The organism is Embleya sp. NPDC127516 (assembly GCF_044765325.1).
Lineage (GTDB): Bacteria > Actinomycetota > Actinomycetes > Streptomycetales > Streptomycetaceae > Embleya.
In genome coordinates this window covers 250,164-274,208 of record NZ_JBIWJT010000006.1, presented here as the reverse complement: position 1 = coordinate 274,208, position 24,045 = coordinate 250,164, and the positions used below count along the sequence as shown (strand labels likewise).

The following is a 24,045-nucleotide window of genomic DNA, read 5'->3' as shown; positions in this document are numbered from 1 at the left end:
GGGCTCGGCACGCCGCCCGCTACCACGGCAGCGGGTGGGTGTCCCGGAAGAAGCCGCCGGTAGGGCCGTTGTCGGGAAGGGTCGCCGCCCAGACGATGCCCGCCGCGCCCGCCGCGACCGGGCGCCCGCCCGGGCCGCCCATCTCGGTGGCCACCCAGCCCGGGCAGATCGCCTTGACCAGGACGCGGTCCGGGCGCGGTTCGGCCGCGAGCATCCGGGTGAGCGCGTTGAGACCGACCTTGGAGATCGTGTACGCGGGCGTGCCGCCGCCCATGTTGGTCAGCGACGCGGCCTCGCTGCTCACGTTGAACCACCCTGGGATGGGCCGAGCGGCGCGGCAGCGGCAGGAACGCCTGCACCGTGCGCCAGGGCCCGTACAGGTTGGTCTCGCCGGCCTCGGCCACCACGTCCAGGTCCGCGTCGGTCGCGCGCTGCCAGGTGTCTTAGGTGATCGCGGTGTTGTCGACCTAGCTTCGCGGCGCGTGGGTTCCTTTTGTCCTCAAACGCCGGACAGGCTGATTGTGGCTGGGCTTGGTGAGTTTGCTGGACTTTTGGGGTGTCCTGGGTGTCCTCAAGCGCCGGACGGGCCGGAGGGGTTGGGTGAGCTTCATGGATGCGCTGCGGTTTTCGGGTGCCCTCAAGTGCCGGGCGGGTTGAGTTTGGGTCGGCTTGGGGCGTGTGCTGGGGTTTTGGGGTGACTTCGAGCGGGGGTGGGGGCGAGTTTCGGGTTGGTTAGAGGGGGTGGGGGTCGGGTTCGTATAGGCGGTATAGGCGGCGGGTTGTGTGGGTGTGGTCTCGGGCCGTTACCGCGTTCCAGGCTCGGGAGAGGAGGTTGCGGGCCTGGTGGCCGGGCCAGGGGGTGGGGAGGAGTTCCGGGGGGAGCAGGGGGTCGGGTTCCATTGCTCGGCTGAATTCGACGGTCAACTCGACGCCGATGGTGAGTAGTTCGACGTCGTCGATGTCGGCGTTCGATTCCAGGCGGGCCAGTCTGGGGCGGGTGGTCTCGATCAGGCGCTCGTAGCGCTCGGCCAATTCGGTGAGCGGCCACAGGTGGGCGGCCAGTTCCGTCGGGCGATCGAGCGGGCCGATGCGCAGGTCCCGGCTGGTGAGCAGGGTTACCGCGTCCGATACGCCCAGGCGGCCCGCCTCGGCCGAGACCAGGTCGGTCCACTCGTTCGCGGACACGTACAGGCCGCCGTGCAGCGCCGCGCCGCCCAGTCGCAGGATCGCGTCGCGCAGCGCGTCGCGCGCGGATCGCGCGGACTCCGGGATCGCGAACGCGACCAGTCGCCACGTGCCGTCCCACGGTTCCAGGCCGCGATCCTGGCGGAACGCGTAGCGGACGAACTCGACGTTGGGTTCGATGGTGCGCAGGGTGTCCTCGGACGCGCTCAGCACCGCCTTGCGACCACGACCGTGATGGGTGAACCGCCCCTCGGCGATCAGGCGTTTGACGCACAGCCGCACCTGCTGGTCGGTCATCCCGAGCTCGCCCGCGACGGTGTACAGCTCGCCCGCGTCCACGCTGCCGTCCGGCCGCACCAGCGCGTACACGAGGGTGCGGGTCGGGATCTCGACCGGGTCGACTCCTGGCGTTCCTGGCATGGCCCGAGCATACGAGCGCGCGGGGCGGCCCATCCCGCTCACCCGCGCGCGGGCGTCGAGGCGGGCCCGATCCTGCGGATCATGGTGGTCACGGCCCCGAAGCCCAGCAATGGGCGCAGGTAGGGCGTGTGCTCGGTCCTGGTCGCGACGAAGCCGTGTCGTTCGTAGAGCGCGCGGGCACGCGGGTTCACGTCGATCACGTCGAGCCGGATCCGTCGGCAGCCGAGTTCGCGGGCGAGCACGGCCACCTCGTCCAGCAGCAGGCTGCCGATGCCCGTGCCGCGCTGCGACGGGTCGACGGCGATCCCGTCCATGACCAACTCCGATGACCCGGGCCTGCGTTCGAGCAGGGCCAGGATGGCGACGCGGTGCAGGCCGCCGAGTCGGCCGTACGCCCGCAGCACATCGCGCGCCGTGCCGCCGGTGAGGCCATGGCCACCGTGCGTGTAGCCGGCCAGGCCGACCAGTACGCCGTCCCGGGTCGCGGCGATCGCGCGGTCCGCGTGCAGGTGCTCGGCGATGAACGCCGTCCCGGCCTCGGCCGGGCCCAGCGCGGTGCCCAGCTTGCGCCCGAACGCCTCCCAGTACAGCTCGGCCGCCCGCCGGCGCGCGTCGGGCGGCAGGCCGCGGCGGATCAGCAGCGCGCCCGGGTGCCGGTGATCCGAACCGCGTCGATCGTTCGGCTCGCTCGCCTGGTCCATCGCTGCCTCCGGGTGGTGGGTCGTCCTCGGCGTCGTGGTCGATCATGCCGGGCATCCGGAGACAGCATACTTGAAACGTTCGTTTGACAGACGAGCGTTTGCAATTCGATAGTTATTGCGGATGAGGGTGCGATACGCAGCCGGATGAAGGAGACGAAGGCATGAAGCTCGGATCGGTTGTTCGACGCCATCGCGGGCTCACGATCGGCGCCGCGATCGTCGCGCTGCTCCTGTTGGTCGGCCTGGGCGCGGTGGTGTACGCGGACCGTGCGAACACCTACGACCTCGACGAGGAGCGGATCTCCTTCCGGGACGGCGCGCAACGGCTGGACGGTGTGCTGGCCAAGCCCACGCGCGGGCGCGGTCCGTACGGGCTGGTCGTGTTGGTGCACGGCGACGGGCCGAAGAACACCACCAACGACGGGTTCTACCGGCCGCAGATGGAGGCGTACGCGCGGGCGGGCTACGCGACGTTGTCCTGGACCAAGCCCGGAGTGGACGGCGCGCCGGGGAACTGGCTCGACCAGAGCATGGAGGACCGCGCCCGGGAGACCGAGGCGGCGATCGCGTGGAGTCGCTCCCGGCCGGACGTGGACCACGCGCGGGTGGGCCTGTGGGGTGCCAGTCAGGCGGGTTGGGTGTTGCCGAAGGTGGCCGCGCGCACGCCGGACGTACGGTTCCTGATCGCCGTCTCGCCCGCGATCAACTGGTTGCGTCAGGGCCGCTACAACCTGCTCGCCGAACTGCGCGCCGAGCACGCCTCGGCGGAGCGGATCGAGACCGAGGTGCGGCGCAGCGACGAGACCCGACGGCTGCTCCAGGAGGGGGCGAGCCACGAGCGGTACCGCGCGGCCCTGGGGGACGCCGCGGACATGCCGGCCGACCGGTGGGCGTTCGCGCGCAGGAACTTCGCCGCCGACGCGAGCGCGGACCTGGCCGGGGTGCGGGTGCCGGTGTTGTTGATGCTCGCCGGGCACGACGTGAACGTGGACGTCGCGGAGACCGAGGCGGAGTATCGCCGACTGCTGGGCGGGCGGGCCGAGTTGACGGTCCGGCACTACCCGGGCGCGGCGCACTCGATGGTGGAGAAGGACATCGAGGACTCGCGGATCGACACCTGGTTCACGGCGGTCTTCGCGCCGCGTGACCTGTTCGCCGCCGGGTACCTCGGCGACCAGCGACGCTTCCTGGCCGGGCGCTGAGCACCGCTCCGGGTCAGAGGGCGACCGGGATCGCGCCCAGGGCCGTCGTCGCCTCCGCCAGGTGCGGATCGGCGGCGGCCTTGGCCAGTGCGGCGGTCAGCGCCTCCGCGTAGGTGGCGTCGGCCTGGGCCAGCCGGGTGCGCCCGTCGTCGGTGATCACCGTGTATACGCCTCGGCGGTCCTTGGGACACAGGTCGCGTCGGGTGAGTCCGTCGGTTTCCAGGCGGACCGCGAGGCGGCTGACCGAACTCTGGTTCAGACCGATCGAATCGGCGAGTTCCTGCATGCGCAGCTCGCCGTCGGGCGCGACCGAGAGCCGGGAGAGCGCGCGGTACTCGGACAGGCCGATTCCGTGCCGCCGTTGCAGCGTCCTGCCGAGGTCGTGCTCGACGCGCGCGTGCAGTACGACGACCTGTTCCCAGAGTTTCGCGTCCATGGCCCGTCCCCTTTCGCCGTGTGGGCGAGTCGCCCGTGCGGGCGGGTCGCCGGTTCGGTGGAGTCCCGGCGGCCGGTCCGGCGGAGCGTACGACCGCTGTTGACAGCAGGTTACATGCAGTGCCAGATTATGCATGCACAAGCAAACAATGTATGAGCATACACCTTCCTGGTGTACGCAGATCGAGGTCACCGTGCTCGACCGCCGGCCCCGATCCCACCGGAACCGATCGACCCGATGAAACGGATGACGCGTTGACCTCTCCCACCGCCACCGCGAACCCGCTGCTGACCCCGCACCGGCGCGGCCTCCTGGACCTGCCCAACCGGATCGCGATGGCCCCGATGACCCGGGGCCGCGCCGACGACACCACCGGTGTGCCGAGCGAGCACGCCGTTGCCTACTACACCCAGCGCGCCGGCGCCGGGCTACTGATCACCGAGGGCATCTCGATCCACCCGCTCGGCAAGTCCGGCCCCGGCATCCCGGGACTGCGCACCGACGAACAGGTCGCGCGCTGGCGCGAGATCACCACCGCCGTGCACGACGCGGGCGGCCGGATCTTCGCCCAGCTGTGGCACGTGGGCCGGATGACGCACCCGGTGACCCTGGACGGCACGACGCCGACCGCGCCCTCGGCGGTGCCGATCACCGAGGCGCCGATCTTCACTCGGGACGGCCTGCTGCCGCACGTGACCCCGCGCGCACTGACCCTCGCCGAGATCGAGGAGGTGATCGCGGCGTTCGCGCGCGGTGCGCGGCGGGCGATCGAGGCCGGGTTCGACGGCATCGAGATCCACGGCGCCAACGGCTATCTGTTCCAGCAATTCCTGGCCGAGAACACCAACCTGCGCACCGACCGCTACGGCGGGTCGCGGGAGAACCGGCTGCGCTTCGTACTGGAGGTGGTGGCCGCGGTCACCGCCGAGATCGGCGCGGATCGGGTGGGCCTGCGCATCTCGCCGGACAACCCGGAGAACCAGATCCGCGAGGCGGACGCGCGCGGGACCTACCGGGCCCTGGTCGACGCGCTCGACCCGCTCGGCCTGGCCTACCTGCACGTGCTGGAGCGTGGCGACTACGCCGCCCTCGCGGATCTGCGCCCGCGCTGGACCGGCACGCTGATCGCGAACCACAACGGCCCGACGCCGGTCGACCCGGCGACGGCCGAGCGGTTGCTGGCCGCCGAACTGGCCGACGTGGTGGCCTTCGGCCGGCTGTTCATCAGCAATCCGGACCTGACCGCGCGGATCGCCGAGGGGCTGCCGTTGGCCCCGCCGCCGGTGGCGGACGTGTACGGCGGGGGCGCGCGCGGCTACGTGGACTACCCGGCGGCCTCGGGCGCGGCCGGTTAGGCGTCCGGGCTTCAGGCAGCAGCGTCGAGCGGGCCGCGCTCGCCGGTGAGCACGGTGCGCAGCGCGTCCGGGGTGAGCAGGCCGACGGCGCGACCGGCCTCGTCGGTCACCGCCCACACCCGCATGCCCCGGGCACGCATGGTGGCCAGCGCCTCGCCGGCGGGCATCTCCGGCCGGGCGAACGGGCCGCCGTCGTGCGTGATGTTCCCGATCGGCGTGCGCGCGGTGTACCACGAGCGGTTCTGGTACGGCGCGAGCTGCGCCCGGCGCACGACGCCGAGGCAGCGGCCGTCCTCGGCGTGCAGGATCACGTGGTCGGCGTCGGCCACCCGGATGATGTCGACGGCCTTGTCGACCATGGTGTTCACGTCGATCCGCAGCTCGGCCGGCCGCATGGCCTGCGCGACGGTGAGCGGACCGACGGGGCGATGGTGGGGTATGGCGGTCATCGTGGGCACCTGGTTTCCAGTCGTCCGGATCCGGGGTTCGCACCCGGGTCGCCGGTGGTTCGGGTCATGGGGGACCGCGGCCGGTGGGGACCGGTCGCGGGTCGGACCGTGCGCGCACCGTCTTCGGACGACACGCCCCGGCGGGGCGGCGGAAGTTCGGCGCTGAAGCCACCCGGGACGCGGCCGGCGCGCGACGTCGAACCTGCCGGGAACGGGCCGGGAAATACCGGCGTGCCGGGGCTCGACGCGGGCGTGACCGCCTGCGGTGGATGGCGACGCGAGAGTCGCGATGGCGCTGTGCGCTCGGTCGGCGGGCGAACCGCGGTCGCCGGAAACCCGGTTCACCAGTCCTGCGGATCCGGCCGCAATGGCCGACGTCCTCGCCCACCGAGGACGGCGTCGGCGCGCAGGCCGACGTACGACATGTCTTCGGTAGGGCCACCTTACCGTCTTTTTGACGTCTTTCCGACGGGCGGTCGACCCGGCGTCGGGACGATTGGGGGCGAACCGGCTTAATCCGCCCCACAGTTCGGGCGTGCCGGCGCCGCCGAGTCGGGTACCGGCGCCGGCCGAGGCCCCGAATCGCTCGGCCTGGGCCGGTGCTCCCCGGCGGTTGCTACCAGGTGTAGATCGGTTTGCCGTTGCGGTCCTTGGCCTCGGTGTAGACCTTCATGCACGCGCCCTCTTCGGAAGCGTTCAGGGCGGAGGAGCCCTTGGGGAGTTCACCGGCCGGCGGGGGCGGCGGGGCGGACGGCGGTGCCGAGGGGGTGCTGCTCTTGCCCGCGCCCTTGAAGGTGGCGCCGGAGCCCCAGTCCGCGCCGATCTGCACCGTCACGTGGGTCGCGTTCGGCTGGGGGGACAACGCGGTGGCGGGCAGGCCGAGCGCGTCGGCGACGGCCTGCGCCTGGACCCGGTCCTTGGCCGGGAAGATCACCGCGCTGGTCTGTCGCTTGATCGGGTTCGGGTCCTTCGTGGTCTTCGTGAAGCCCTGTGCGATCAGGCCCTCCGTGACAGCGGAGGGCAGGCTCGTCCTGGTCGTGCCGTTGACCACGGTGATCCGGATCGCGGCCTTGTCCACCGCGGGCGGCGGGGGCGGTTGCGGTGCCGAGGGCGGCGCGGTGGTCTCGGTGCCCGGCGGCGGGCCGTTCTTGTCGAACGCGACGTCGGAGCGGACCATCTTGAACAACGTCTCGGCGGACGCGGCCGGGACCAGATGCTGATCGGGGGCCTGCGGATCCGCGTCGTGCGGCATCGTGGTCATGGTGATCCGGTTGGTGTTCACCTTGTTCAGCGTGGTCGCCAACGAGGTGAGTTTCTGGATCCCGTTGAGGCCGTCGTCGACGGTCAGCGACCTGGTCGCGGCGTCGGCGACCTTGAACAGTTTGATCGGGTTGGTGATGGTGCTGTTCGACTTGAGCGTGCGCACCATCGAGTTGAGGTACATGTGCTGCGCGTGGGTGCGCCCGACGTCGCTGCCGTCCTCGAAGGCGTGCCGCGTACGCAGCCACTTGAGCGCGTCCTCGCCCTGGATCTTGTGCGTGCCGGCGGTCAGCCGCAGGTGCGAACCGATCACGTGCCGTTCGCCGTTGACGTACTCGACCGCCTCGTCCTGGATGTTCGACTGCACGCACACGTCGACCCCGCCGACCGCGTCGGCCATCGAGACCACGCCGGAGAAGGTGACCATCATGAAGTGATCGATGTGGACCTTGGTGAGCAACTGCCACGTGCCGACCACACAGCCGGGCCCGCCGCGACCGAGGCTCTCGTTGATCGTGGCGTTGATCGGCGGGAACTTCTGCTTGGTCTTCGGGTCGGTGCAGGCCGGTATCGCCACGCGGGTGTCGCGCGGGATGCTGATCACCGAGGCGTTGCTGCGGTCCGCCGAGACGTGCAGCAACATCTGCACGTCCGCCCGCGGCGCGCCGCCGTCGCAGGCGCCACCGAGCTTGCAGTCGGTCGGGTCGTTCCGGCCGTCCGAGCCGATCATCAGGATGTTCATCGGGGTGCGGCCGAACTCGTCGGGCGCCTCCTTGGGCACGTCCACGTCGCTGGTGTTGAGCTTGCTGTGCTTGATGTTGGCGTTGAGCTTTTGATAGATCACGTAGCCGGTGATCCCGAGCGCGACCAGCACCAGCGACATCACCAGCGCGGTGATCTTGAGCTTGCGGAAGCGGCGCGGCTTGCCGTGCCCGGTGCCCTTGGCCCGTCGGGCGGCCCGACCGCCCGAGGCGTCCTCGCCTCGGCGGGCGCGCGGTACGGCGGGCGCTTCGTCGGCGGGCTCGGCACCGAGTTCCTCGCCGTCCGCCGCGGGAGCGGTCGAGACCGCGTCGGAGGAGGGTGGTCGCGACGCGTTCGCGCGCCGACGGCGACCACCGGACTCCGGTGCGGAACTCAAAACGACCCCCGAGAAAGATGTCGTCGAACCGATGCCGCGTTGCCGCGGACTGGCTCGACACCGTACCGGGCGGCCGGAACGGACCGAACAGGTGCCGGCCGCACGTCGTCGTGACGGCGGCCTCCTCGGAAACGGACGGCTTCGCGCACAGGTTGGTTGCGGCGCGGACGATCGGTTCGGGTATGGCATGGGTCACGGCGCGGCGCGCGTGCCGCGCGGGGCGGGAAGCGGTGGCGAACGACAAGGACGACGCCGCCCTCGGGGGGAGGGGGCGGCGCCGTCGTTCAGGCGTCGGTGAGCGGGATCACCTCTCGGCGGGGGGCACGCCGCGACTCCAGCCGAACGGTAATTCGCGGCGGCAAAGGTTGGGCCCGGGGACACCCGTTCACCGACTGTTCGGTACAACGAGCGAACGCCGGCCACCATTCCCGGACATAGCGGTTGATCTTCCGATCACGTCTTCGATCACGTCCCCTCCGGCCCCGAAGACGGGTTCGGGCGCGGGCCGGCCGGGTGCGCGTCCAGGCCCGCGATCAGCAGGTCGAGACCGGCGTGGAACTCGGTCTCGGGCGTGCTCTCGGCGGCGGCCCCGGCGATCTCGATCAGGTACGGGAAACGGTCGGTGGGCAGCGCGCGGGCCCGGTCGGTGATCGCCCGGACGTCCTCGTCCGGCGCGATCGAGAGCGGGCCGGCAAGTTCGGCCTGGGCGAAGCCGGTGACGAAGCCGGTCACGGCGCGGAACGCGTACAGCAGGTCGGCCCCGCGCCGGCCGCTGCGGGCGAGCGCGCGCAGCAACGCCTCGCCGTGCGCCAGCGTGGACCCGTCGGTGATCCGGCGGGTGAGGATGAGCGGGATGACGTCCGGATGGGCGCGTACGGCACGCCAGTTCGCTTCGGCGAGCCGGCGGGTGTCGACCCGCCAGTCGTCGTCCTCGGCGTGCTGCTCGTCGAGAGCCGGCAGCGCGTCCGCCATCACCGCCTCGACGAGCAGCCCCTCCAGGCCCTCGCGCCCGTCCACGTAGTTGTAGATCGTCATCGCCCCGGTGCCCAGCGCCGCGGCCAGGCTGCGCATGGTCAGCGCACCCAGGCCGTGTGCGTCCACCAGGGTCAGGGCCGCCGTGCGCAGTTGCTCGCGGCTGAACTTTCGGGGCGCGGGCACGATGCTCCTCCTTGACTTACGTACAACGTACGTGTTCGATGGGTGTTGTTCACGTACAGAGTACGTCAACGCGGCTCCGGCGGCTCGCGCCGAGCCGGACGGGCGCGCCCGGATGCGCCCGATTCCCTTTTGTGGCAAGGAGCTTCGATGACTCACATCGATGTGTTCGAGGACGCCCTCCGGTTGGCCGAAGGCGGCCGGATCAGCGCCGGGGAGCGCCGGATGAGCGGCGCCGACGGTGCCGACGGCGTCGATCAGGGGTGGCAGTTGGCCGCCTTCCATGTCGAGACCGACGCCGACCTGCACGCCGACCACTGGGAGATGCATCCCGAGTCCGACGAGGTGGTGTGCGTGTGGACGGGCGCGCTGCGGATCGTGCTGCGCGCCGAGGAGGGCGCCGGTGAGGAGTCGCCGGTCACCCTGCGGGCCGGCGGCGCGTTCGTGGTGCCGCGCGGGCGTTGGCATCGACTCGAGATCGAGGAGCCCGCCGATCTGATGTCGATCTCCCGGCGCTCCGGCACCCGCCTGGAGCGGCGGGCCGGGCGGGCGGGGGAGCGGGCATGACCGGGACGATCGAATCGGCGGCCGTTCCGGTCCGGATGCCGCGTGCGACCCGGATGTTGCTGGTCGTGGTGCTGACCGTGCAGTTCACCGTCGCGCTGGACATGTCCGTGGTCAACGTGGCCCTGCCGGACATCCGCGACGATCTGGGCTTCGGCGCGGACGGGCTGCCGTGGGTGGTGAACGCGTACGCGCTGAGCTTCGGTGGGCTGCTGATGCTCGGCGGCCGGATCGGTGACCTGGTCGGGCGCCGTCGCACACTCCTCGCGGGCCTGGCCGTGTTCGGCCTGGCCGGTCTGGGCGGCGGCCTGGCCACCACGCCCGGCGCGCTGATCGCCGCCCGCGCGGTGCAGGGGATCGGTGCCGCCGCGCTCGCGCCGGTGGCGTTCGCGCTGATCACGGTGACCTTCCCGGCCGGGCCCGCGCGGTCCAGGGCGCTGGGGTTGTGGGGTGCGACGGCCGCGGCGGGCGGTGCCTTCGGAGTGCTGATCGGCGGGCTGCTCACCGAGTCGGTGGGCTGGCAGGCGGTCATGTTCATCAACGTGCCGATCGTCGCGTTCGCCATGTTCGCCGCGCGCGGACTGCCGGCGGATCGACCCGTGCCCGGCGCCACGCCCAGGCTCGACCCGGTCGGCGCGCTCTTGGTCACCGCGGGTGCGACCACATTGGTGCTGGGCGTGGTGCGGGCCGAGCGGCAGGGCTGGGGATCGGCCGTGACGATCGGTACGCTCGCCGCCGCCGCGGTCCTGCTGGCCGCCTTCGTTCTGGTCGAACTGCGGGTCGCCGAGCCGCTGTTGCGGATGGGGTTGTTGACCCATCGGCCGGTGCTGGGCGCGAACCTGTTCATGATGCTGCTGTTCTCCGGCCAGTTCGCGGCGTTCTACTTCACGTCGTTGTATCTCCAGCAGGTGCTCGACTACGGACCGGCCGCCGCCGGCGCGGCCTTCGTGCCCTTCTCCGGCGGGATCGTGATCGGCTCGGTGCTCGCCACCCGGACGATGGCCCGGATCGGCCCGGGACGGCTGCTCGCACTGGGCGCCGTGCTCGCGGCGGTGGGCTTCGGCTGGTTCGGGCTCGCGTTCGACGTCGACGGCACCTTCCTGCGCTCGATCCTGGGTCCCTCGCTGGTCGCGAGCATCGGTGCGGGGCTGTGCTTCGTGCCGCTGGGCACCGCCGCGACCGCGGGAGTCGCCGCGCACGAGGCCGGGATGGCCGGCGGACTGATCAACAGCTCGCGACAGATCGGCGGTTCGATCGGCCTGGCCGGGCTGGTCACGCTGGCCGCGTCGGTGATCGGACCGGACGGCGGCGGGTCCGAGCGCGAACTCGCACACGGGTACGCGGTCGCGCTGGAGACGGCGGGCGGGCTGCTCGTGTTGGCCGCAGTGGTCGCGCTGGTCCTGGTGCCGGCCAAACTCGGGGGTGCGCCCGCCGGCGAGCGGGGATAGCCGCCGGGGCGGGAGCAGAGCCGGGCGCCCGGTGGTGTGTCGGTGGCGGCTTCGCTCGGCTCCCGGCCGGGGTCACGAGGGGGCCTCGGCGTTCGGCCCCGCCCCGGGCCTGTCAAGTGGACTCCATGGACGCCTTGTTGCGTCGGTCACAGGCGAACCAGTCGGCTGCATAACGTCTTTCGGGCGGGGTCGGCCGCGCCGCGCGATGCTCGTCGGTGCCGGCCGGCCGCGAACTCGACGGCCCTCCCACGTATATCGCTGCTTTCCACCGGGTAGCGTCGGGTCGTCGTGACCAACCGGTACGGCGACAAGCGTGCGTCGTTGTCGACTCCGCGCCGGACCGACCGAGTGTGGAAGCCTGCGTACCCGCCGGCGACCGGCGTACGGGCGTGCCGCACCAGGCTGCGGGCGAGCGTACGACGCGAAGGGGAGAGCCGATGAGTGTATTCACACGTACGTGCCGGCGAGCGGGGGCGGTGGCGGCCGCAACCGCCGTGGCGGTTCCGCTGACCGTCGCCCTGGCCGCGCCCGCGAGCGCGGCCCCCTCCGCGTGTACCGCGCGGACCGGGCCGTATCAAAGCCAGGTGGAGAAGGCGTTGGGGCTCAAGGTGGACGGCCGGCAGTCCACCGCCGACTGCCGCGCCATCCGTACCTATCAGGCGCAGAACGGCATCCGCCCGGCGGCCGGCTACGCCGGGCCCGTCACCTACGGCGTGATCAAGCGCAAGGCCGGCGGCGGGGAGGGCGGTTGCCCGACCGATGTCGGTCGGATCGCGTGCGTGGACCTCGGCCGGCAGGTCAGTTGGATCCAGGACGGCGCCAAGCAGGTCTACGGCCCGGTCGCCATCCGCTCCGGGCGGGACGGCTTCGAGACCCGCACCGGCCTGCACAAGGTCTACTACCGCGCGATGAACCACTGGTCGACGCTGTACGACGTGGCGATGCCGTACAGCCAGTTCTTCGACGGCGGCATCGCGTTCCACGCGATCGACGGTTCGGTCACGTCGCCGCCCGGCTCGCACGGCTGCGTCAACATGCGGCCGGCGGACGCCCAGGCGTACTGGGGACTGCTGCACACCGGCGACGAGGTGTACGTGTACGGGAACAAACCCGGTACCTGACGGGCCGGTTCGGGTCGTCGGCCCCGGTCGCCGGTCGGCCGGGCGGGTGTGCCCGGTCCCGGCGGGCGCGGTCAGACCGCGCGCAACGCGCCCGGATGCCGGCCGGTGAGGTGGTCCAGGGCCGCGGAGGTGGGCTCGTCGAACGGGAGGTAGACGACCAGGGTCTGGTCGACGTCGGCCAGGTCGAGGATCTCGCGTTCCAGGCGTAGTTCGCCCGCCTCGGGGTGGGCCAGGTGCTCCACGCCCACCCGGCGCGGCGGCGTGGCGGGCGCGGCCAACCGCTCGGTGAACGCGGTGCCCGCGGTGACGGCCATGCCGTCGAGGAAGTCCTGCACGTGGGGATCGCCGAACGAGGACGCGAACCGCAGGATCGCGGCGTGCTCGTCGGCTATCCGCTCCCAGTTCGGGTAGGCCGCGCGTGCTCGCGGATCGGTGAACACGTAGCGCGCGAGGTTGGGTTCCTCCTCGTCCAGGATGCCCAACGGACGGGCGAGCCGCTCGTACCCGTTGGTGAAGGCAAGCACGTCGCCGAGCCGGTTGACCAGCAGCGCGGGGGCCGGTTCGAGCCGGTCCAGGAGCGCGCGCACCGTGGATCGCACGGTCCGGGCGGGCGGTTCGCCGCCCGTGCACGGGAACATCTCGCCGGTGGCGGCCTTGGCCAAAAGGCGCACGTGCACGCGCTCGTCCGCGGTCAGCCGCAGCGCGTCGGCCAGCGCCGCCAGCACGTGGCCGGACGGGCGGCGGTCGCGGCCCTGCTCCAGCCGCGCGAGGTACTCGGCGCTGACTCCGGCGAGGGTCGCCAACTCCGACCGGCGCAGGCCCGGGGTACGCCGCCGGGCACCGTCGGGAAGCCCGACGTCGGCGGGCTTGACCGCCTCGCGGCGGTCGCGGAGGTAGGTACCAAGTTCGTTCTCGCTCACGGCCCGCAGTCTAGGGCGCGCGCAAGCCCCGATCGTGGCCCCGGTGCTGCCCGTCTGGGAACGGGCTTCCTCGGCCCCGGCCGACCGAGCACGGTGGGCGGGGTGTCGGCCGCGTCCCGGTCGGACGATCGGCGGACGCGCGCGGGCCGGTGGTCAGTTCGGGTCCGCCGCCGGTGTGGCCGAGCCGATCAGGGCCGCGGTGGTCGCCGAGGTCAGTCGGTCCAGGTGGTCGTCGGTGAGCGGGGTGCGGGTGACCGCCAGGCGCCAGTAGAGCGGCCCGACGATCAGGTCCAGTGCCAGGTCGACGTCGACGCCCGGCGGGAGTTCGCCGCGTGCGCCCGCGGCCCGCAGCACGGCGGTGCCGATCCGGCGCTGGGTGCCGTGCAGCACGGTGTCCAGGCGCCTCGCGGGGTGAGCGACCCGCGCCGCACGGGGTGCGCCGGCCGCGGGCGAGCGGGTGAGGGAGCATCCTGGGTGGTGTGAAATCCGATCGACTGCTCTCCATCCTGTTGCTCCTGCAGACTCGTGGCCGGGTACCGGCGGCCGAGTTGGCCGAGCGGTTGGAGGTGTCGACGCGGACCATCTACCGCGACGTCGAGGCGCTGTCCACGGCCGGTGTGCCGGTCTACGCCGAGCGCGGTCGGCACGGCGGGATCTCGCTGCTGCCCGGGTTCCGGACCGACGTCACCGGGCTGACCTCGGACGAGGCGCGTGCCCTGTTCGTGCTCGCCGAGCAGGGCACGCACGCGGCACTGGGCCTGGACGGCGCGCTCGGCTCGGCGCTGCGCAAGGTGATGGTCGCGCTGCCCGCGCCACATCGGCCCGCCGCCGAGGAGATGACCCGCCGGGTGCTGATCGATCCACAGCGGTGGATGTCCGGGCCGAGTCCGGCGGTGGACGTGGCCGCGTTGCAGGACGCGGTGTTCGCGGACCGGCGGCTGCGGATCCGCTATCGACGCAGCGGCTCGACCACGCCGCGCACATACACCGTCGACCCCTACGGGCTGGTCGCCAAGGCGGGTACGTGGTACCTGGTCGCGGATCGCGGTGGGACGCCGCGGCTGTTCCACACCGATCGGCTCACCGGGCTGACCGTCACCGAGGACCCGGTGCGCCGTCGGCCCGGGGTCGAACTGGCCGAGGTGTGGCACGCGTTGCGCCGAGGCATCGACGAGCAGCCGGTGGCGGTGCGGATCCGGGCCCGGGTGCGGCGGACCCGGGTCGACATGTTCGTCCGGATCGTCGGGGCCTGGCTGACCGGGCCGCCGGCGGATTACGACGACGAGTGGGTGACGGTCGAGTTGGGGTACCCGGCACTGAGCGCTGTGCGCCAACTGCTCCAGTTCGGCACCGACGTGGAGGTCCTGGATCCGCCGCAGGCGCGCACGGCGATGGTCGAGACGGCGGCGGCGATCGTCGGCGCGTACGGATGAGATCCGCGCGCGCGTCCCGGGCGCGGGCCGGTCCCGGAGGAGGCCCTGTACGCCTCGCGCGCGCTTCGGTCGGCGGGGGTGCGGGCCCTTCGGGTCGGCGCCTTTTCGGGGGCGGAGGTGTGGGGAACCGGCGGAAGCGCCGTGTCCGCATCGCTCCGTGTTCATACGATCATCGGAACACGATGAACGAAGGCTTGGGGGCACGGCGGTGCGGGTCGAGGATCTGTTGGGCATGCCCGAGCTGCGATTGGCCCTGTTGGCGGGTACGGAGGGACTCGCTCGCGAGGTGCTTCGGGTGTCGGCCGCCGATCCGGTCGACCCCGGCGGGGGCACGATCGCCGGCGAACTCGTGGTGCTGCGCGCGGACGGATACGGGGTCGACGGCGCGGTACCGGTGCGGGCGCTCGTGGCGGGCGGTGCGGCGGCGGTCGTGGTGTTGCCGGAGGCGCGGGGTGGGGTGGATCGGGTCGAACCGGCTCCGGACGAGGTGCCGTACGCGCTGGTCGAGGTCTGTGGGCAAGCCGGCCTCCCGCTGTTCCTGGCCCCGATCGGGGTCACGGCGGTGCGGATCGCCGAGGTGGTCGCGCACCGGGTCGCGGTCGAACGCGGGCCGACCACGGGACACCTGTCCGGTCGCCAGCGCCGGCTGATCACGGCGCTGGCCGAGGGGGCCGACACCCAGGACCTGCTGGATCTGCTCGCCCGCGAACTCGGCGCACCCTGCCGGGTGTCGACGCCGGCCGGCCGCGTCCTGGCGAGCGCGACGGGAAGTGGGCCGGCGCGGGGGCCGGCCGTGGCGGGCGACGTGGTGGACGCGGTCGAGACGGTGCGCGGCGCGCTCGCGGCGGAGCGGCTGCCGGCACTGATCGAGGGCGAGACGGTGTTCGCGCTAGGTCGGGGGCCGGCGTTCGCGGGATACCTCGTGTGTGCCGGGGACCGTACCGGCGACGAGGCCCTCGCGCAGGCCGCCGACCTGCTGCTGCTCGGCGGCGCCCGGCGTGCGGAGCGGCTCGCCGTGGAGCGCGCGCACGCGTGGGAACTCGTCGACCTGGTCGAGTCGGACACGGCCCCGGACGCGGTCCGGGCCCGACTGGGCGCGGCGGGGATCGGACCGGACGCGGCGCCGATCGTGTGTTGTGCCGCGGGCGACGGGGCCGACCCGGCGATCGGGCGGCTGGTCGTGGACCTGATCGAGCGGGTGTTCGCGGCGGATCCGGCGACGCGGTGGGTGGTGGCCTGCGGCAAGGCCGAGTCGGTCGTCTTCGCGTCGGCCGGGACCGGGGCGGGCGCGGCGGCCCGGATCGCCGAAGAGTTGGAGCGGGCGGCGCACTGGTGGGAACCACTGCTCGGGTCCGAGCGGGTCGCGATCGGCATTGCCGGGACGTCACCCACGTGGGCGACGGCCTTGGCCGAGGCCAGGGGCGCGCGGGACATCGCGTGGGCGCGCCCCGGCCGGCTCACGGTGGCCGCGGGCCCGGGGATCGACGCGTACCCGGCGCTGTTGGCGGCCGTACCCGGGCCCGTGCGCAGCGCGTTCGCCGATCGGGTCCTGGGCGGCCTGCGGGCGTACGACGCCGAACACGGCACCGACCTGATCGGCACGCTCGCCGCCTTCCTGGCCGCCAACGGGGCCTGGCAGCGCTGCGCGGCGATGCTGGACGTGCATGTCAGCGCGCTGCACCAGCGGATGGGCCGGGTCCGGGACCTGACCGGCCGGGACCTGTTCTCGGCCCGGGACCGGGTGGATCTGCTCCTGGCCCTGGAGAGCGACCCCGGCTGCTGAGACCGGCCCCGGGACGAGGGCGGCGGCGCGGTCGGGAGTGGGACGGGTGCGGTGGGACCGCGGGGACCGGGCGGGCGTGGCGGTGCTGTCGGGGCCGGGGCGAGTGCGGTGGCACGGTCGGGAGTGGGACGGGTGCGGTGGGACCGCGGGGACCGGGCGGGCGTGGCGGTGCTGTCGGGGCCGGGGCGAGTGCGGTGGCACGGTCGGGAGTGGGACGGGTGCGGTGGGACCGCGGGGACCGGGCGGGCGTGGCGGTGCTGCCGGGCCGGGGCGAGTGCGGCGGCACGGTCGGGAGTGGGACGGGTGCGGTGGGACCGCGGGGACCGGGGGGCGTGGCGGTGCTGCCGGGCCGGGGCGAGTGCGGTGGCACGGCGGGGGCTGGGACGAGGGTCGCGGTCCCTGCCGGGGCCGGGGCGAGCGTGGTTGCACGGCGGGGGCCGGGGCGGGTGCGGCGGTACTGCCGGGGCCAGGGCGGGTGTGGCGGTGCTGCCGGGGCCAGGGGCGAGTGCGGTGCTACTGCCGGGATCGGGGGCGAGTGCGCTGGTACGGCGGGGGCCGGGACGGGGCTGCGGTACCGCCGGGGCCGGGGCGAGCGTGGTTGCACGGCGGGGGTCGGGGCGGGCGTCGCGATGCTGCCGGGGGCAGGGCGAGTGGGGCTGCACGGCGGGGGCGGGGCGGGCGTCGCGGTGTTGCCGGGGTCGGGGCGAGTGCGGTGGCTCTGCCGGGCCTGGGCGCGGACCCGTGCGGTGGCTCCGTTCGGCCGGGCGCGGGTCCGCGTGGATGTGGCGTCGGGGGTTACTTGGCGCCGCTGTCCTGGAGGTCGGCGAGCGACGCGGCCCAGCGGAAGTACTTGTTGCGGCCCAGGTCGCCGATGGTGGTGATCTTCAGCGAAGCCAGGTGCTCCGCGTGCGCGTCGGTGATCCCGGCCAGTCCGGCGACGGGGGCGGCGAGGACTTCGCTCAGGGTCTTGTTCTCGTAGGCCTTGTCGAGCAACTTGTCGAGATCGGCGGTCACGGGCATGCGTGCTCCCTGTGGGATCGAGGCGGCTGACATCCGCGTTCGGCACCCATGCTGCGTCGGGCTTGTCATGAATTCCGACATTTGCCGCGTTGTGCGTGTCGCCCGCCGCGGGACGCGTCGACGCTCGACGGTCCGGCGTCGGAGCCGGCGCTCCAGGGGTGCGAGCGCGGCCAGGATCAGCACCGCGCACAACAGCGGCAGCGGTACCGGATGCGGCAACGGCCAGATGCCACCGGACATTTCGGGTGCGGCCCATGGCGTCACGTCCATGACGCCATCATGGCGCCATAGTTACGCCATGGCAAGCCTGGTTGACTCCATTCGTGACGTCATGTGACCCGGTTGGTCTCATCGGCGGTAGGGACGCCGGCCGGATTCGAGGTGCGATCGGTGGCGCCGTGGATGGCCGTGGACGGCGGTGGATGGCGCACGATCGCACGGACGCGACGGTGTGCCCGCCGGGTGCGAGGCGCGCTCAGCCGGTGACGCTGAGCCGGTAGCCGCGCTTGGTAACCGTCTTGATCAGGCCCTTGTGCGGGCCCAGCGCGGTCCGCAGGCGGGCCACGGCGGCCTCGACCGCGTGCTCGTCGGCGCCGGCCCCGCGCCAGACGCGACGCAGCAACTCCGCGCGGCTCAACACCCAGCCGGGCTTCTCGGCCAGCGCGCGCAGGACCGCGGCCGGAACCGGGGACAGCGAGATCACGCCGCCGCGCACCAGCACCGCGTTGCCCTGGATGATCAGCCGTTCGGTACCGGTGTCCAACTCGCGCCGGACCCGTGGGGGCAGCGTCTCGGTGACCGTGCGCACCAGCGAGCCCAGCCGTCCGCGTTCCGGCCAGACCGCGGGCACACCCTCGTCCAGCAGCGGCTTCGCGCAGATCGAACCGATGCACACCGGCAACACGTCGGTCCGCAGCGCCGCCAACACCTCCTCACGCCGCCCGAGTTCGCCGGCCGTCTCCAGGAACGCGCCGATCGCCGGCGCGCTGGTGAAGGTCAGCGCGTGCAGATCGCCGCGGATCACCTGCTCGACCAGGCGCCGGACCGCGGCCGGGTCCTCCGGCGGGCCCCACCGGTACACCGGCAACTCGATCACCTCGGCGCCACGCTCGCGCAGCGCCGAGGCGAAACCCTCCAGCGGCGCGCCGTGCTCCTGGATCGCGATCCGCCGCCCGCGCAGGTCCCGGGCCAGCAGCCAGTGCAGCAACTCGTCGTTGGCCTCCGAACCCGGCGAGTACATCTCGCGCAGCCCGGACGCGCGGACCGCCCCGGTGGCCTTGGGCCCCCGGCTGATCACCGTCGCCGCCGCGCAGGCCTGCCCCACCGCGTCCGCCCGCCCCCACCCCTCGGCCGCGTTCATCCAACCGCGCCAGCCCAGGCCGGTGGTGGCCACCACATAGTCCAGCGGCTCGACCAGACAGCGCTCGGTGGCCCGGCGCAACGCCTGGTCCTCGCGCAACGGGACGATGCTCATCGTCGGAGTGCCCACGACCTTCGCGCCCCGACGTTCCAGCAGCGCGACGAGTTCGTCGCGACGCCGGGCGGCCGTGACGCCGACCGTGAGCCCGACGAGGGGTTCGGCCGCGCCTGTACGAGTAACCATGTCGTGAGGTTGCCGGGTCGGCGTTACGGCGATGTTGCCGGGCGATCACCTCGGGGTAAGGCCTCGAACCGGGATGGGGCCCGATCGTGTCGCATTGCTCACCGCGTCAGCGGCGCCGAGTGAGCCGGCCGTACCGCTCGCGCAACATCGGGGACCAGGCTGCGTAACAGCGGCTCGGGAGGCTTCGGTGACGCGGTCGCCGGCCGGCGCGTCGGGCACGGCGACCCGCCGACCGTGCCCGCACCCTCGCCCCACCCCGAAGGAGTCCCTCGTGACCGACGCCAAGCAGACGCACGTGGTCCTGGTCGGCCACGGGATGGTCGGGCAGCGCTTCCTGGAGGCGCTCACCACGACCGGATCCGGACCACCGGGACCACGGATCACGGTGCTGGCGGAGGAGCCGCGGCGGGCCTACGACCGGGTGCACCTGACCTCGTGGTTCTCCGGGACCAGCGCGGAGGACCTGTCCATGTGCAGTGCGGAGTTCGCCGCCGAGCACGGGATCGACATCCGACTCGGCGACCCGGTGGAGACTCTCGACCGCGCCGCGCGCACCGTGACCACCCGGGCCGGTCACACCGTCGACTACGACACGCTCGTGCTCGCCACCGGGTCCTATCCGTTCGTACCGCCGGTGCCGGGCCACGACACGCCGGGTTGTTTCGTGTACCGCACGATCGAGGACCTCGAGGCGATCAACGCCGCCGCCGAGACCGCTCGGATCGGTGTGGTGGTCGGCGGCGGACTGCTCGGCCTGGAGGCCGCCGGCGCGCTCGTCGCGATGGGCCTGGACACCCACGTGGTCGAGTTCGCGCCGCGCCTGATGGCGCTGCAGATCGACGAGGGCGGCGGCAAGGTGCTGCGCCGTAAGATCCAGGACCTGGGCGTGACGGTGCACACCGACGCGGGCACCCGGGAGATCCTCGACCGGGACGGCCGGGTCGCCGGCATGGTGCTGTCGGACGGCACGGAACTGGCCGCCGACCTGGTGGTCTTCTCCGCGGGGGTGCGCCCGCGCGACGAGCTCGCCCGCGCGGCCGGGCTGGAGATCGGCGAGCGCGGCGGGATCGTGGTGGACGAGTACTGCCGCACCGGCGACCCGCACGTGCTGGCCATCGGCGAATGCGCGCGCACGGTGGACGGCCGGGTGTACGGGCTGGTCGCGCCCGGCTACGCGATGGCCGAGGTGGCCGCGCGCGGGATCCTGGACGAGGTGCCCGACCCGACCGTGTGCTTCACCGGCGCCGACCTGTCCACCAGCCTGAAACTGCTCGGCGTGGACGTGGCGGGCTTCGGCGACGCGCACGGCACCGCCGAGGACTGCGTGGAGGTGCTCTACTCCGACGCGCAGGCGGGCGTGTACAAGAAGCTGGTGATCGGCGCCGACGGCAGCCTGCTGGGCGGCGTCCTGGTCGGCGACCCGGACGCGTACGGCGTGCTGCGCCCGCTCACCGGCGCCCCGCTGCCGGTGCCGCCCGAGCAACTGCTGATGCCCGCCGCGATCGGCGCGCCGGTGAAGTTCGCGCTGCCGGACACGGCCGTGGTGTGCTCGTGCCACGCGGTCACCAAGGGCAGCATCCGCGCCGCGGTGTGCGCGCCGGACCGGCTCGACCCGGCCGCCGTGCGCCGACACACCAAGGCCGGTACCGGTTGCGGCAGTTGCGTCAAGCTGGTGGGCACCATCGTCACCGAGGAACTGGCCGCCGCCGGCATCGAGACCGCGCGCGGCCTGTGCGAGCACTTCGACCGGTACACGCGCGCCGAGTTGTACGAGATCGTCCGGGTCAAGGGCATCACCACGTTCGCCCGCCTGATCGACGAACACGGCAGCAACCGAGGGCCGGACGCGGACGGCTGCGACGTGTGCAAGCCCACCGTCGGCTCGATCCTGGCGAGCCTGTCCGGCGGGCACATCCTGGACGGCGAACAGGCCGCGCTCCAGGACACCAACGACCACTTCCTGGCCAACATCCAGCGCAACGGCTCGTATTCGGTGGTACCGCGCGTCCCGGGCGGCGAGATCACCCCGGACGGCCTGATCACGATCGGCGAGATCGCCCGCGACTTCGGCCTCTACACCAAGATCACCGGCGGCCAGCGGATCGACATGTTCGGCGCCACCGTCGACCAACTCCCGCTCATCTGGCAGCGGTTGGTGGAGGCCGGCTTCGAGTCCGGGCACGCGTACGGCAAGGCGCTGCGCACCGTGAAGTCGTGTGTCGGGCAGACCTGGTGCCGCTACGGCGTGCAGGACTCGGTCGCCCTGGCGATCGAGCTCGAACTGCGCTACCGGGGCCTGCGTTCGCCGCACAAGCTCAAGTCCGCGGTGAGCGGATGCGCCCGCGAGTGCGCCGAGGCGCAGAGCAAGGACTTCGGGGTGATCGCCACCTCCGAGGGCTGGAACCTGTACGTCGGCGGCAACGGCGGGATGACCCCGCGGCACGCGGACCTGCTCGCGAGCGACTTGGACCACGACACGCTGATCCGCACGATCGACCGCTTCCTGATGTTCTACATCCGCACCGCCGACCGCCTGGAGCGCACCGCGCCGTGGCTGGAGCGGATCGAGGGCGGACTCGACCACGTGCGCGCGGTGATCATGGACGACTCGCTGGGGATCTGCGCCGAACTGGACGAGTTGATGGGTCGGCATGTGGCGACCTACGCGGACGAGTGGGCCGCGACCCTGGCCGACCCCGACCGGGTGCGCCGCTTCGTGTCCTTCGCCAACGCGCCCGGCACCCCAGACCCGACCGTGCGGTTCACCGCCGAGCGGGACCAGATCAAGCCCGTGCTGCTCGGGCCCTTGGAGGTACGCGGCCGATGACCGTCACCGAGACCATCACCCAGACCACCACCGAGACCGACATCGCCCGAACGGGCACGCGGACCATGGTGGAGATCGCATGCGGCACCGGCTGGGTCGCGGTCTGCCCGTACGACCGACTGATCCCGGGCCGAGGCGTCGCGGCGCTGATCGACGGCGAGCAGGTCGCGATCTTCCGGGACCGCACCGGCGCGCTGTACGCGCTCGCCAACCGGGACCCGTTCAGCGGCGCGTACGTGATGTCGCGCGGCATCGTCGGCCGTCGGGGAGAGGTGCCGACCGTGGCGTCGCCGATGTACAAACAGGTCTTCGACCTGCGCACGGGGGAGTGCCTGGACGAGAGCACCGCCCCGGACGGCACCCCCGCGGTGCTGCGCACGTGGCCCGTCCGCGCCCACGGGTGACCGACGACCGGTGGGATCACGGCCGGGCATCAGCCGCGATCCCACCGGCGTCGGAGGTTCAGCGCGAGGCGGGGTCCGGGTCGACGCCGCCGAGGTTGTGATTGCCGGCGAACAGGTTGCCCGGATCGTACGCCGCCTTGAGTTCGGCCAGGCGCGCCCGGGTCGACGGGTCGTACACCTCGGCGACCCGGTCCGGACCGGGCGCGACGCCGTCGCCGTAGACGAAGTTGAGGTTGCGGCCGAGGGACAGCGGCTTCAGGACGGCCTGGACGTCGGCCTGGAGCGCGCGGGCCGCGTCGAGATCGGCGCCGTCGATCATCGCCACGACCCGGACGATGTAGCGCGCGTCGCGCCCGCCGACCGCGTTGGGCACCGCCGGCTGCCGGGACAGCGCGCCGCCGAGGTGACGCACCTCGTGCATGACCATCATCGGCGCGCTCGGACCGGCGAGTTCGTACACCGCGCGCAACGCCTCCGGATCCAGGTCGCGGACCAGGACGTTGTCGCCGAGGTAGGCGTGCGGGTGGGCCGGGTCGTTGTGGATGGTGTGCGACCGGGCGTACGGCAGATCGGCCAGGTCGTCGACCAGGCGTGGTCCGACCGCGCGCAGCGGGGCCACCAGGCGCTCGCCGTCGGCGGCATCGCCGGTGTACACGATCTTGATGCTCGCGGTGTGTCGCCCGCGCAGCGGCGCCGGCACCTGCTCGATGTCGGGCAGGCCGATGAACGAGATCGACGAGGTGACCTGCTCCGGCACGTTCTCGGTCCAGGCCAGGTAGGCCGCGGTGGCGGCCTCCACCAGATCGGTGTCGAAGACCAGTGAGCCGCCGTAGACCCGGGCCACCGGCATCAGGTCGAACTCGATCGAGGTGACGATGCCGAAGTTGTCCCGGCCGCCGCGCAACGCCCAGAACAGGTCGGCGTCACCGTCGGCGGTGACCCGCCGCAGGGTCGCGTCGGCGGTGACCACCTCGATGGCCCGGACGTGGTCGGCCGCGTAGCCGAACTCGCGGGCCAGCAGGCCCAGTCCGCCGCCGAGCGTGTACGCGACCACGCCCACGTGCGGAGCCGAGCCGTTGAGCGGGGCCAGGCCGTGCGGCGTACTCTCGGCGACCACCCGCTCCCAGCGGGCACCGGCCTGGGCCCACGCGGTGCGCGCCGCGGGGTCGACCCGGACCTCGGCCATCCGCCGGGTGGAGATCAGCACGCCGCCGGGGGACGCGTCCGCCGGGGCGTGTCCGGTGGCCCGCACCGACATGGACAGGCCGTGCGCGCGGGCGAATTCGACCGCGAGCCGGACGTCCTCGGCGTTTGCCGCGCCCACGATCACGTCCGGGCTCGGTCGAAACGCGGTCTGGAACCCGGACCGCTCGTCGTCGTAACCGGGGTCGCCCGGTGCGTACACGACCCCCTGGACCCGCGCGCCCAACTCGGCGAGCGCGGCGGCCCGGGACGCGTGGTCGTCTTCCGGCTTCCCGGCGGCGTTGTTCGCGGTCATCGGTGTCTCCCATCCTCGGGGACGCCACATGTGCGTCCCGTGTTCGCTCTCTCGCCTTCCGTGGGACCCACTCTCGCTCGATAACTTGACATCCGCCGTCAAGTTTTCCGGCCGGTTCGCGGG

At 72.8% G+C, this 24,045-nt stretch carries 21 protein-coding genes; 9 read left to right on the top strand and 12 right to left on the bottom strand.

All coding sequences use genetic code 11. The features are described from left to right. Nucleotides 1–19 precede the first annotated feature (19 nt). The 3 genes from ACIRL2_RS14340 to ACIRL2_RS14330 all read right to left on the bottom strand — a co-directional run bounded on the left by ACIRL2_RS14340 (nucleotide 20) and on the right by ACIRL2_RS14330 (nucleotide 2,306). Complete coding sequence (locus tag ACIRL2_RS14340) at nucleotides 20–304, bottom strand: SDR family oxidoreductase (RefSeq protein WP_402232219.1); 285 nt, start codon at nucleotides 302–304, stop codon at nucleotides 20–22. A 428-nt stretch (nucleotides 305–732) separates the two neighbouring features. Beyond that, the gene (locus ACIRL2_RS14335; RefSeq protein WP_395865605.1) at nucleotides 733–1,605 is read right to left on the bottom strand and encodes a PaaX family transcriptional regulator C-terminal domain-containing protein; all 873 of its coding nucleotides are present in this window, start codon (nucleotides 1,603–1,605) and stop codon (nucleotides 733–735) included. 38 nt (nucleotides 1,606–1,643) lie between these two features. Further along, entirely contained in the window at nucleotides 1,644–2,306 is a 663-nt protein-coding gene (locus tag ACIRL2_RS14330; RefSeq protein WP_395865603.1) for a GNAT family N-acetyltransferase, read from the bottom strand. Nucleotides 2,307–2,467: 161 nt separating this feature from the next. Here ACIRL2_RS14330 and ACIRL2_RS14325 point away from each other — a divergent pair, with 161 nt between their 5' ends. Beyond that, nucleotides 2,468–3,508 carry an alpha/beta hydrolase family protein gene (locus tag ACIRL2_RS14325; RefSeq protein ID WP_402232217.1) on the top strand — a complete coding sequence of 347 codons (1,041 nt, stop codon included), beginning with the start codon at nucleotides 2,468–2,470 and terminating at the stop codon, nucleotides 3,506–3,508. A gap of 13 nt (nucleotides 3,509–3,521) precedes the next feature. Here ACIRL2_RS14325 and ACIRL2_RS14320 read toward each other — a convergent pair whose 3' ends face one another. Continuing rightward, the gene (locus tag ACIRL2_RS14320; protein WP_402232215.1) at nucleotides 3,522–3,944 is read right to left on the bottom strand and encodes a MarR family winged helix-turn-helix transcriptional regulator; all 423 of its coding nucleotides are present in this window, start codon (nucleotides 3,942–3,944) and stop codon (nucleotides 3,522–3,524) included. Nucleotides 3,945–4,198: 254 nt separating this feature from the next. Here ACIRL2_RS14320 and ACIRL2_RS14315 point away from each other — a divergent pair, with 254 nt between their 5' ends. Continuing rightward, a complete protein-coding gene (locus ACIRL2_RS14315) occupies nucleotides 4,199–5,299 on the top strand; it encodes an alkene reductase (RefSeq protein WP_402232213.1) in 1,101 nt (366 codons plus the stop codon). A gap of 11 nt (nucleotides 5,300–5,310) precedes the next feature. On the opposite strand, the gene ACIRL2_RS14310 is transcribed toward ACIRL2_RS14315, so the two are convergent. From ACIRL2_RS14310 to ACIRL2_RS14300, 3 genes are all read right to left on the bottom strand, one after another. Next, nucleotides 5,311–5,748 carry a CBS domain-containing protein gene (locus ACIRL2_RS14310; RefSeq protein ID WP_402232211.1) on the bottom strand — a complete coding sequence of 146 codons (438 nt, stop codon included), beginning with the start codon at nucleotides 5,746–5,748 and terminating at the stop codon, nucleotides 5,311–5,313. A gap of 616 nt (nucleotides 5,749–6,364) precedes the next feature. Beyond that, the gene (locus tag ACIRL2_RS14305; protein WP_402232209.1) at nucleotides 6,365–8,146 is read right to left on the bottom strand and encodes an LCP family protein; all 1,782 of its coding nucleotides are present in this window, start codon (nucleotides 8,144–8,146) and stop codon (nucleotides 6,365–6,367) included. 465 nt (nucleotides 8,147–8,611) lie between these two features. Next, a complete protein-coding gene (locus tag ACIRL2_RS14300) occupies nucleotides 8,612–9,304 on the bottom strand; it encodes a TetR/AcrR family transcriptional regulator C-terminal domain-containing protein (RefSeq protein ID WP_402232207.1) in 693 nt (230 codons plus the stop codon). 147 nt (nucleotides 9,305–9,451) lie between these two features. On the opposite strand from ACIRL2_RS14300, the gene ACIRL2_RS14295 reads away from it, so the two are divergent. From ACIRL2_RS14295 to ACIRL2_RS14285, 3 genes are all read left to right on the top strand, one after another. After that, the gene (locus ACIRL2_RS14295; protein WP_395865589.1) at nucleotides 9,452–9,868 is read left to right on the top strand and encodes a cupin domain-containing protein; all 417 of its coding nucleotides are present in this window, start codon (nucleotides 9,452–9,454) and stop codon (nucleotides 9,866–9,868) included. Beyond that, complete coding sequence (locus ACIRL2_RS14290) at nucleotides 9,865–11,313, top strand: MFS transporter (RefSeq protein ID WP_402232206.1); 1,449 nt, start codon at nucleotides 9,865–9,867, stop codon at nucleotides 11,311–11,313. Before ACIRL2_RS14295 ends, ACIRL2_RS14290 begins: the two co-directional genes overlap by 4 nt. A gap of 437 nt (nucleotides 11,314–11,750) precedes the next feature. Continuing rightward, the gene (locus ACIRL2_RS14285) at nucleotides 11,751–12,434 is read left to right on the top strand and encodes a L,D-transpeptidase (protein ID WP_395865585.1); all 684 of its coding nucleotides are present in this window, start codon (nucleotides 11,751–11,753) and stop codon (nucleotides 12,432–12,434) included. Between the two features lie 71 nt (nucleotides 12,435–12,505). Here ACIRL2_RS14285 and ACIRL2_RS14280 read toward each other — a convergent pair whose 3' ends face one another. Next, nucleotides 12,506–13,354: a helix-turn-helix domain-containing protein gene (locus tag ACIRL2_RS14280; RefSeq protein WP_395865583.1), complete on the bottom strand. Its 849-nt coding sequence runs from the start codon at nucleotides 13,352–13,354 to the stop codon at nucleotides 12,506–12,508. Between the two features lie 153 nt (nucleotides 13,355–13,507). Continuing rightward, a complete protein-coding gene (locus ACIRL2_RS14275) occupies nucleotides 13,508–13,840 on the bottom strand; it encodes a TetR-like C-terminal domain-containing protein (RefSeq protein ID WP_395865911.1) in 333 nt (110 codons plus the stop codon). On the opposite strand from ACIRL2_RS14275, the gene ACIRL2_RS14270 reads away from it, so the two are divergent. Further along, complete coding sequence (locus ACIRL2_RS14270; RefSeq protein ID WP_402232204.1) at nucleotides 13,834–14,787, top strand: helix-turn-helix transcriptional regulator; 954 nt, start codon at nucleotides 13,834–13,836, stop codon at nucleotides 14,785–14,787. The two genes, ACIRL2_RS14275 and ACIRL2_RS14270, sit on opposite strands and share 7 nt — an antisense overlap. 232 nt (nucleotides 14,788–15,019) lie before the next feature. Continuing rightward, nucleotides 15,020–16,570: a PucR family transcriptional regulator gene (locus ACIRL2_RS14265; protein WP_402232202.1), complete on the top strand. Its 1,551-nt coding sequence runs from the start codon at nucleotides 15,020–15,022 to the stop codon at nucleotides 16,568–16,570. Nucleotides 16,571–17,365: 795 nt separating this feature from the next. On the opposite strand, the gene ACIRL2_RS14260 is transcribed toward ACIRL2_RS14265, so the two are convergent. Together ACIRL2_RS14260 and ACIRL2_RS14255 are read right to left on the bottom strand one after the other, a co-directional pair. Next, entirely contained in the window at nucleotides 17,366–17,590 is a 225-nt protein-coding gene (locus ACIRL2_RS14260) for a hypothetical protein (protein WP_078974137.1), read from the bottom strand. Nucleotides 17,591–18,065: 475 nt separating this feature from the next. Beyond that, entirely contained in the window at nucleotides 18,066–19,193 is a 1,128-nt protein-coding gene (locus ACIRL2_RS14255; protein ID WP_395865577.1) for a uroporphyrinogen-III synthase, read from the bottom strand. A 316-nt stretch (nucleotides 19,194–19,509) separates the two neighbouring features. On the opposite strand from ACIRL2_RS14255, the gene nirB reads away from it, so the two are divergent. Further along, nucleotides 19,510–22,020 carry a nitrite reductase large subunit NirB gene (nirB, locus tag ACIRL2_RS14250; protein WP_402232380.1) on the top strand — a complete coding sequence of 837 codons (2,511 nt, stop codon included), beginning with the start codon at nucleotides 19,510–19,512 and terminating at the stop codon, nucleotides 22,018–22,020. Then, nucleotides 22,017–22,424, top strand: a complete 408-nt coding sequence (nirD, locus tag ACIRL2_RS14245; RefSeq protein ID WP_402232199.1) for a nitrite reductase small subunit NirD — start codon at nucleotides 22,017–22,019, stop codon at nucleotides 22,422–22,424. The genes nirB and nirD overlap by 4 nt, the downstream gene beginning before the upstream one ends. A gap of 58 nt (nucleotides 22,425–22,482) precedes the next feature. Here nirD and ACIRL2_RS14240 read toward each other — a convergent pair whose 3' ends face one another. Then, the gene (locus tag ACIRL2_RS14240) at nucleotides 22,483–23,922 is read right to left on the bottom strand and encodes an FAD-binding oxidoreductase (RefSeq protein WP_402232197.1); all 1,440 of its coding nucleotides are present in this window, start codon (nucleotides 23,920–23,922) and stop codon (nucleotides 22,483–22,485) included. Between the last annotated feature and the right edge of the window lie 123 nt (nucleotides 23,923–24,045).

Bases quoted from the DNA above. Each gene is read 5' to 3' on its own strand.
- ACIRL2_RS14335 (WP_395865605.1), bottom strand. From the start codon at position 1,605: ATGCCAGGAACGCCAGGAGTCGACCCGGTCGAGATCCCGACCCGCACC.
- ACIRL2_RS14330 (WP_395865603.1), bottom strand. From the start codon at position 2,306: ATGGACCAGGCGAGCGAGCCGAACGATCGACGCGGTTCGGATCACCGG.
- ACIRL2_RS14325 (WP_402232217.1), top strand. From the start codon at position 2,468: ATGAAGCTCGGATCGGTTGTTCGACGCCATCGCGGGCTCACGATCGGC.
- ACIRL2_RS14320 (WP_402232215.1), bottom strand. From the start codon at position 3,944: ATGGACGCGAAACTCTGGGAACAGGTCGTCGTACTGCACGCGCGCGTC.
- ACIRL2_RS14310 (WP_402232211.1), bottom strand. From the start codon at position 5,748: ATGACCGCCATACCCCACCATCGCCCCGTCGGTCCGCTCACCGTCGCG.
- ACIRL2_RS14295 (WP_395865589.1), top strand. From the start codon at position 9,452: ATGACTCACATCGATGTGTTCGAGGACGCCCTCCGGTTGGCCGAAGGC.
- ACIRL2_RS14290 (WP_402232206.1), top strand. From the start codon at position 9,865: ATGACCGGGACGATCGAATCGGCGGCCGTTCCGGTCCGGATGCCGCGT.
- ACIRL2_RS14285 (WP_395865585.1), top strand. From the start codon at position 11,751: ATGAGTGTATTCACACGTACGTGCCGGCGAGCGGGGGCGGTGGCGGCC.
- ACIRL2_RS14265 (WP_402232202.1), top strand. From the start codon at position 15,020: ATGCCCGAGCTGCGATTGGCCCTGTTGGCGGGTACGGAGGGACTCGCT.
- ACIRL2_RS14260 (WP_078974137.1), bottom strand. From the start codon at position 17,590: ATGCCCGTGACCGCCGATCTCGACAAGTTGCTCGACAAGGCCTACGAG.
- ACIRL2_RS14255 (WP_395865577.1), bottom strand. From the start codon at position 19,193: ATGGTTACTCGTACAGGCGCGGCCGAACCCCTCGTCGGGCTCACGGTC.
- nirB (WP_402232380.1), top strand. From the start codon at position 19,510: ATGGTCGGGCAGCGCTTCCTGGAGGCGCTCACCACGACCGGATCCGGA.
- nirD (WP_402232199.1), top strand. From the start codon at position 22,017: ATGACCGTCACCGAGACCATCACCCAGACCACCACCGAGACCGACATC.
- ACIRL2_RS14240 (WP_402232197.1), bottom strand. From the start codon at position 23,922: ATGACCGCGAACAACGCCGCCGGGAAGCCGGAAGACGACCACGCGTCC.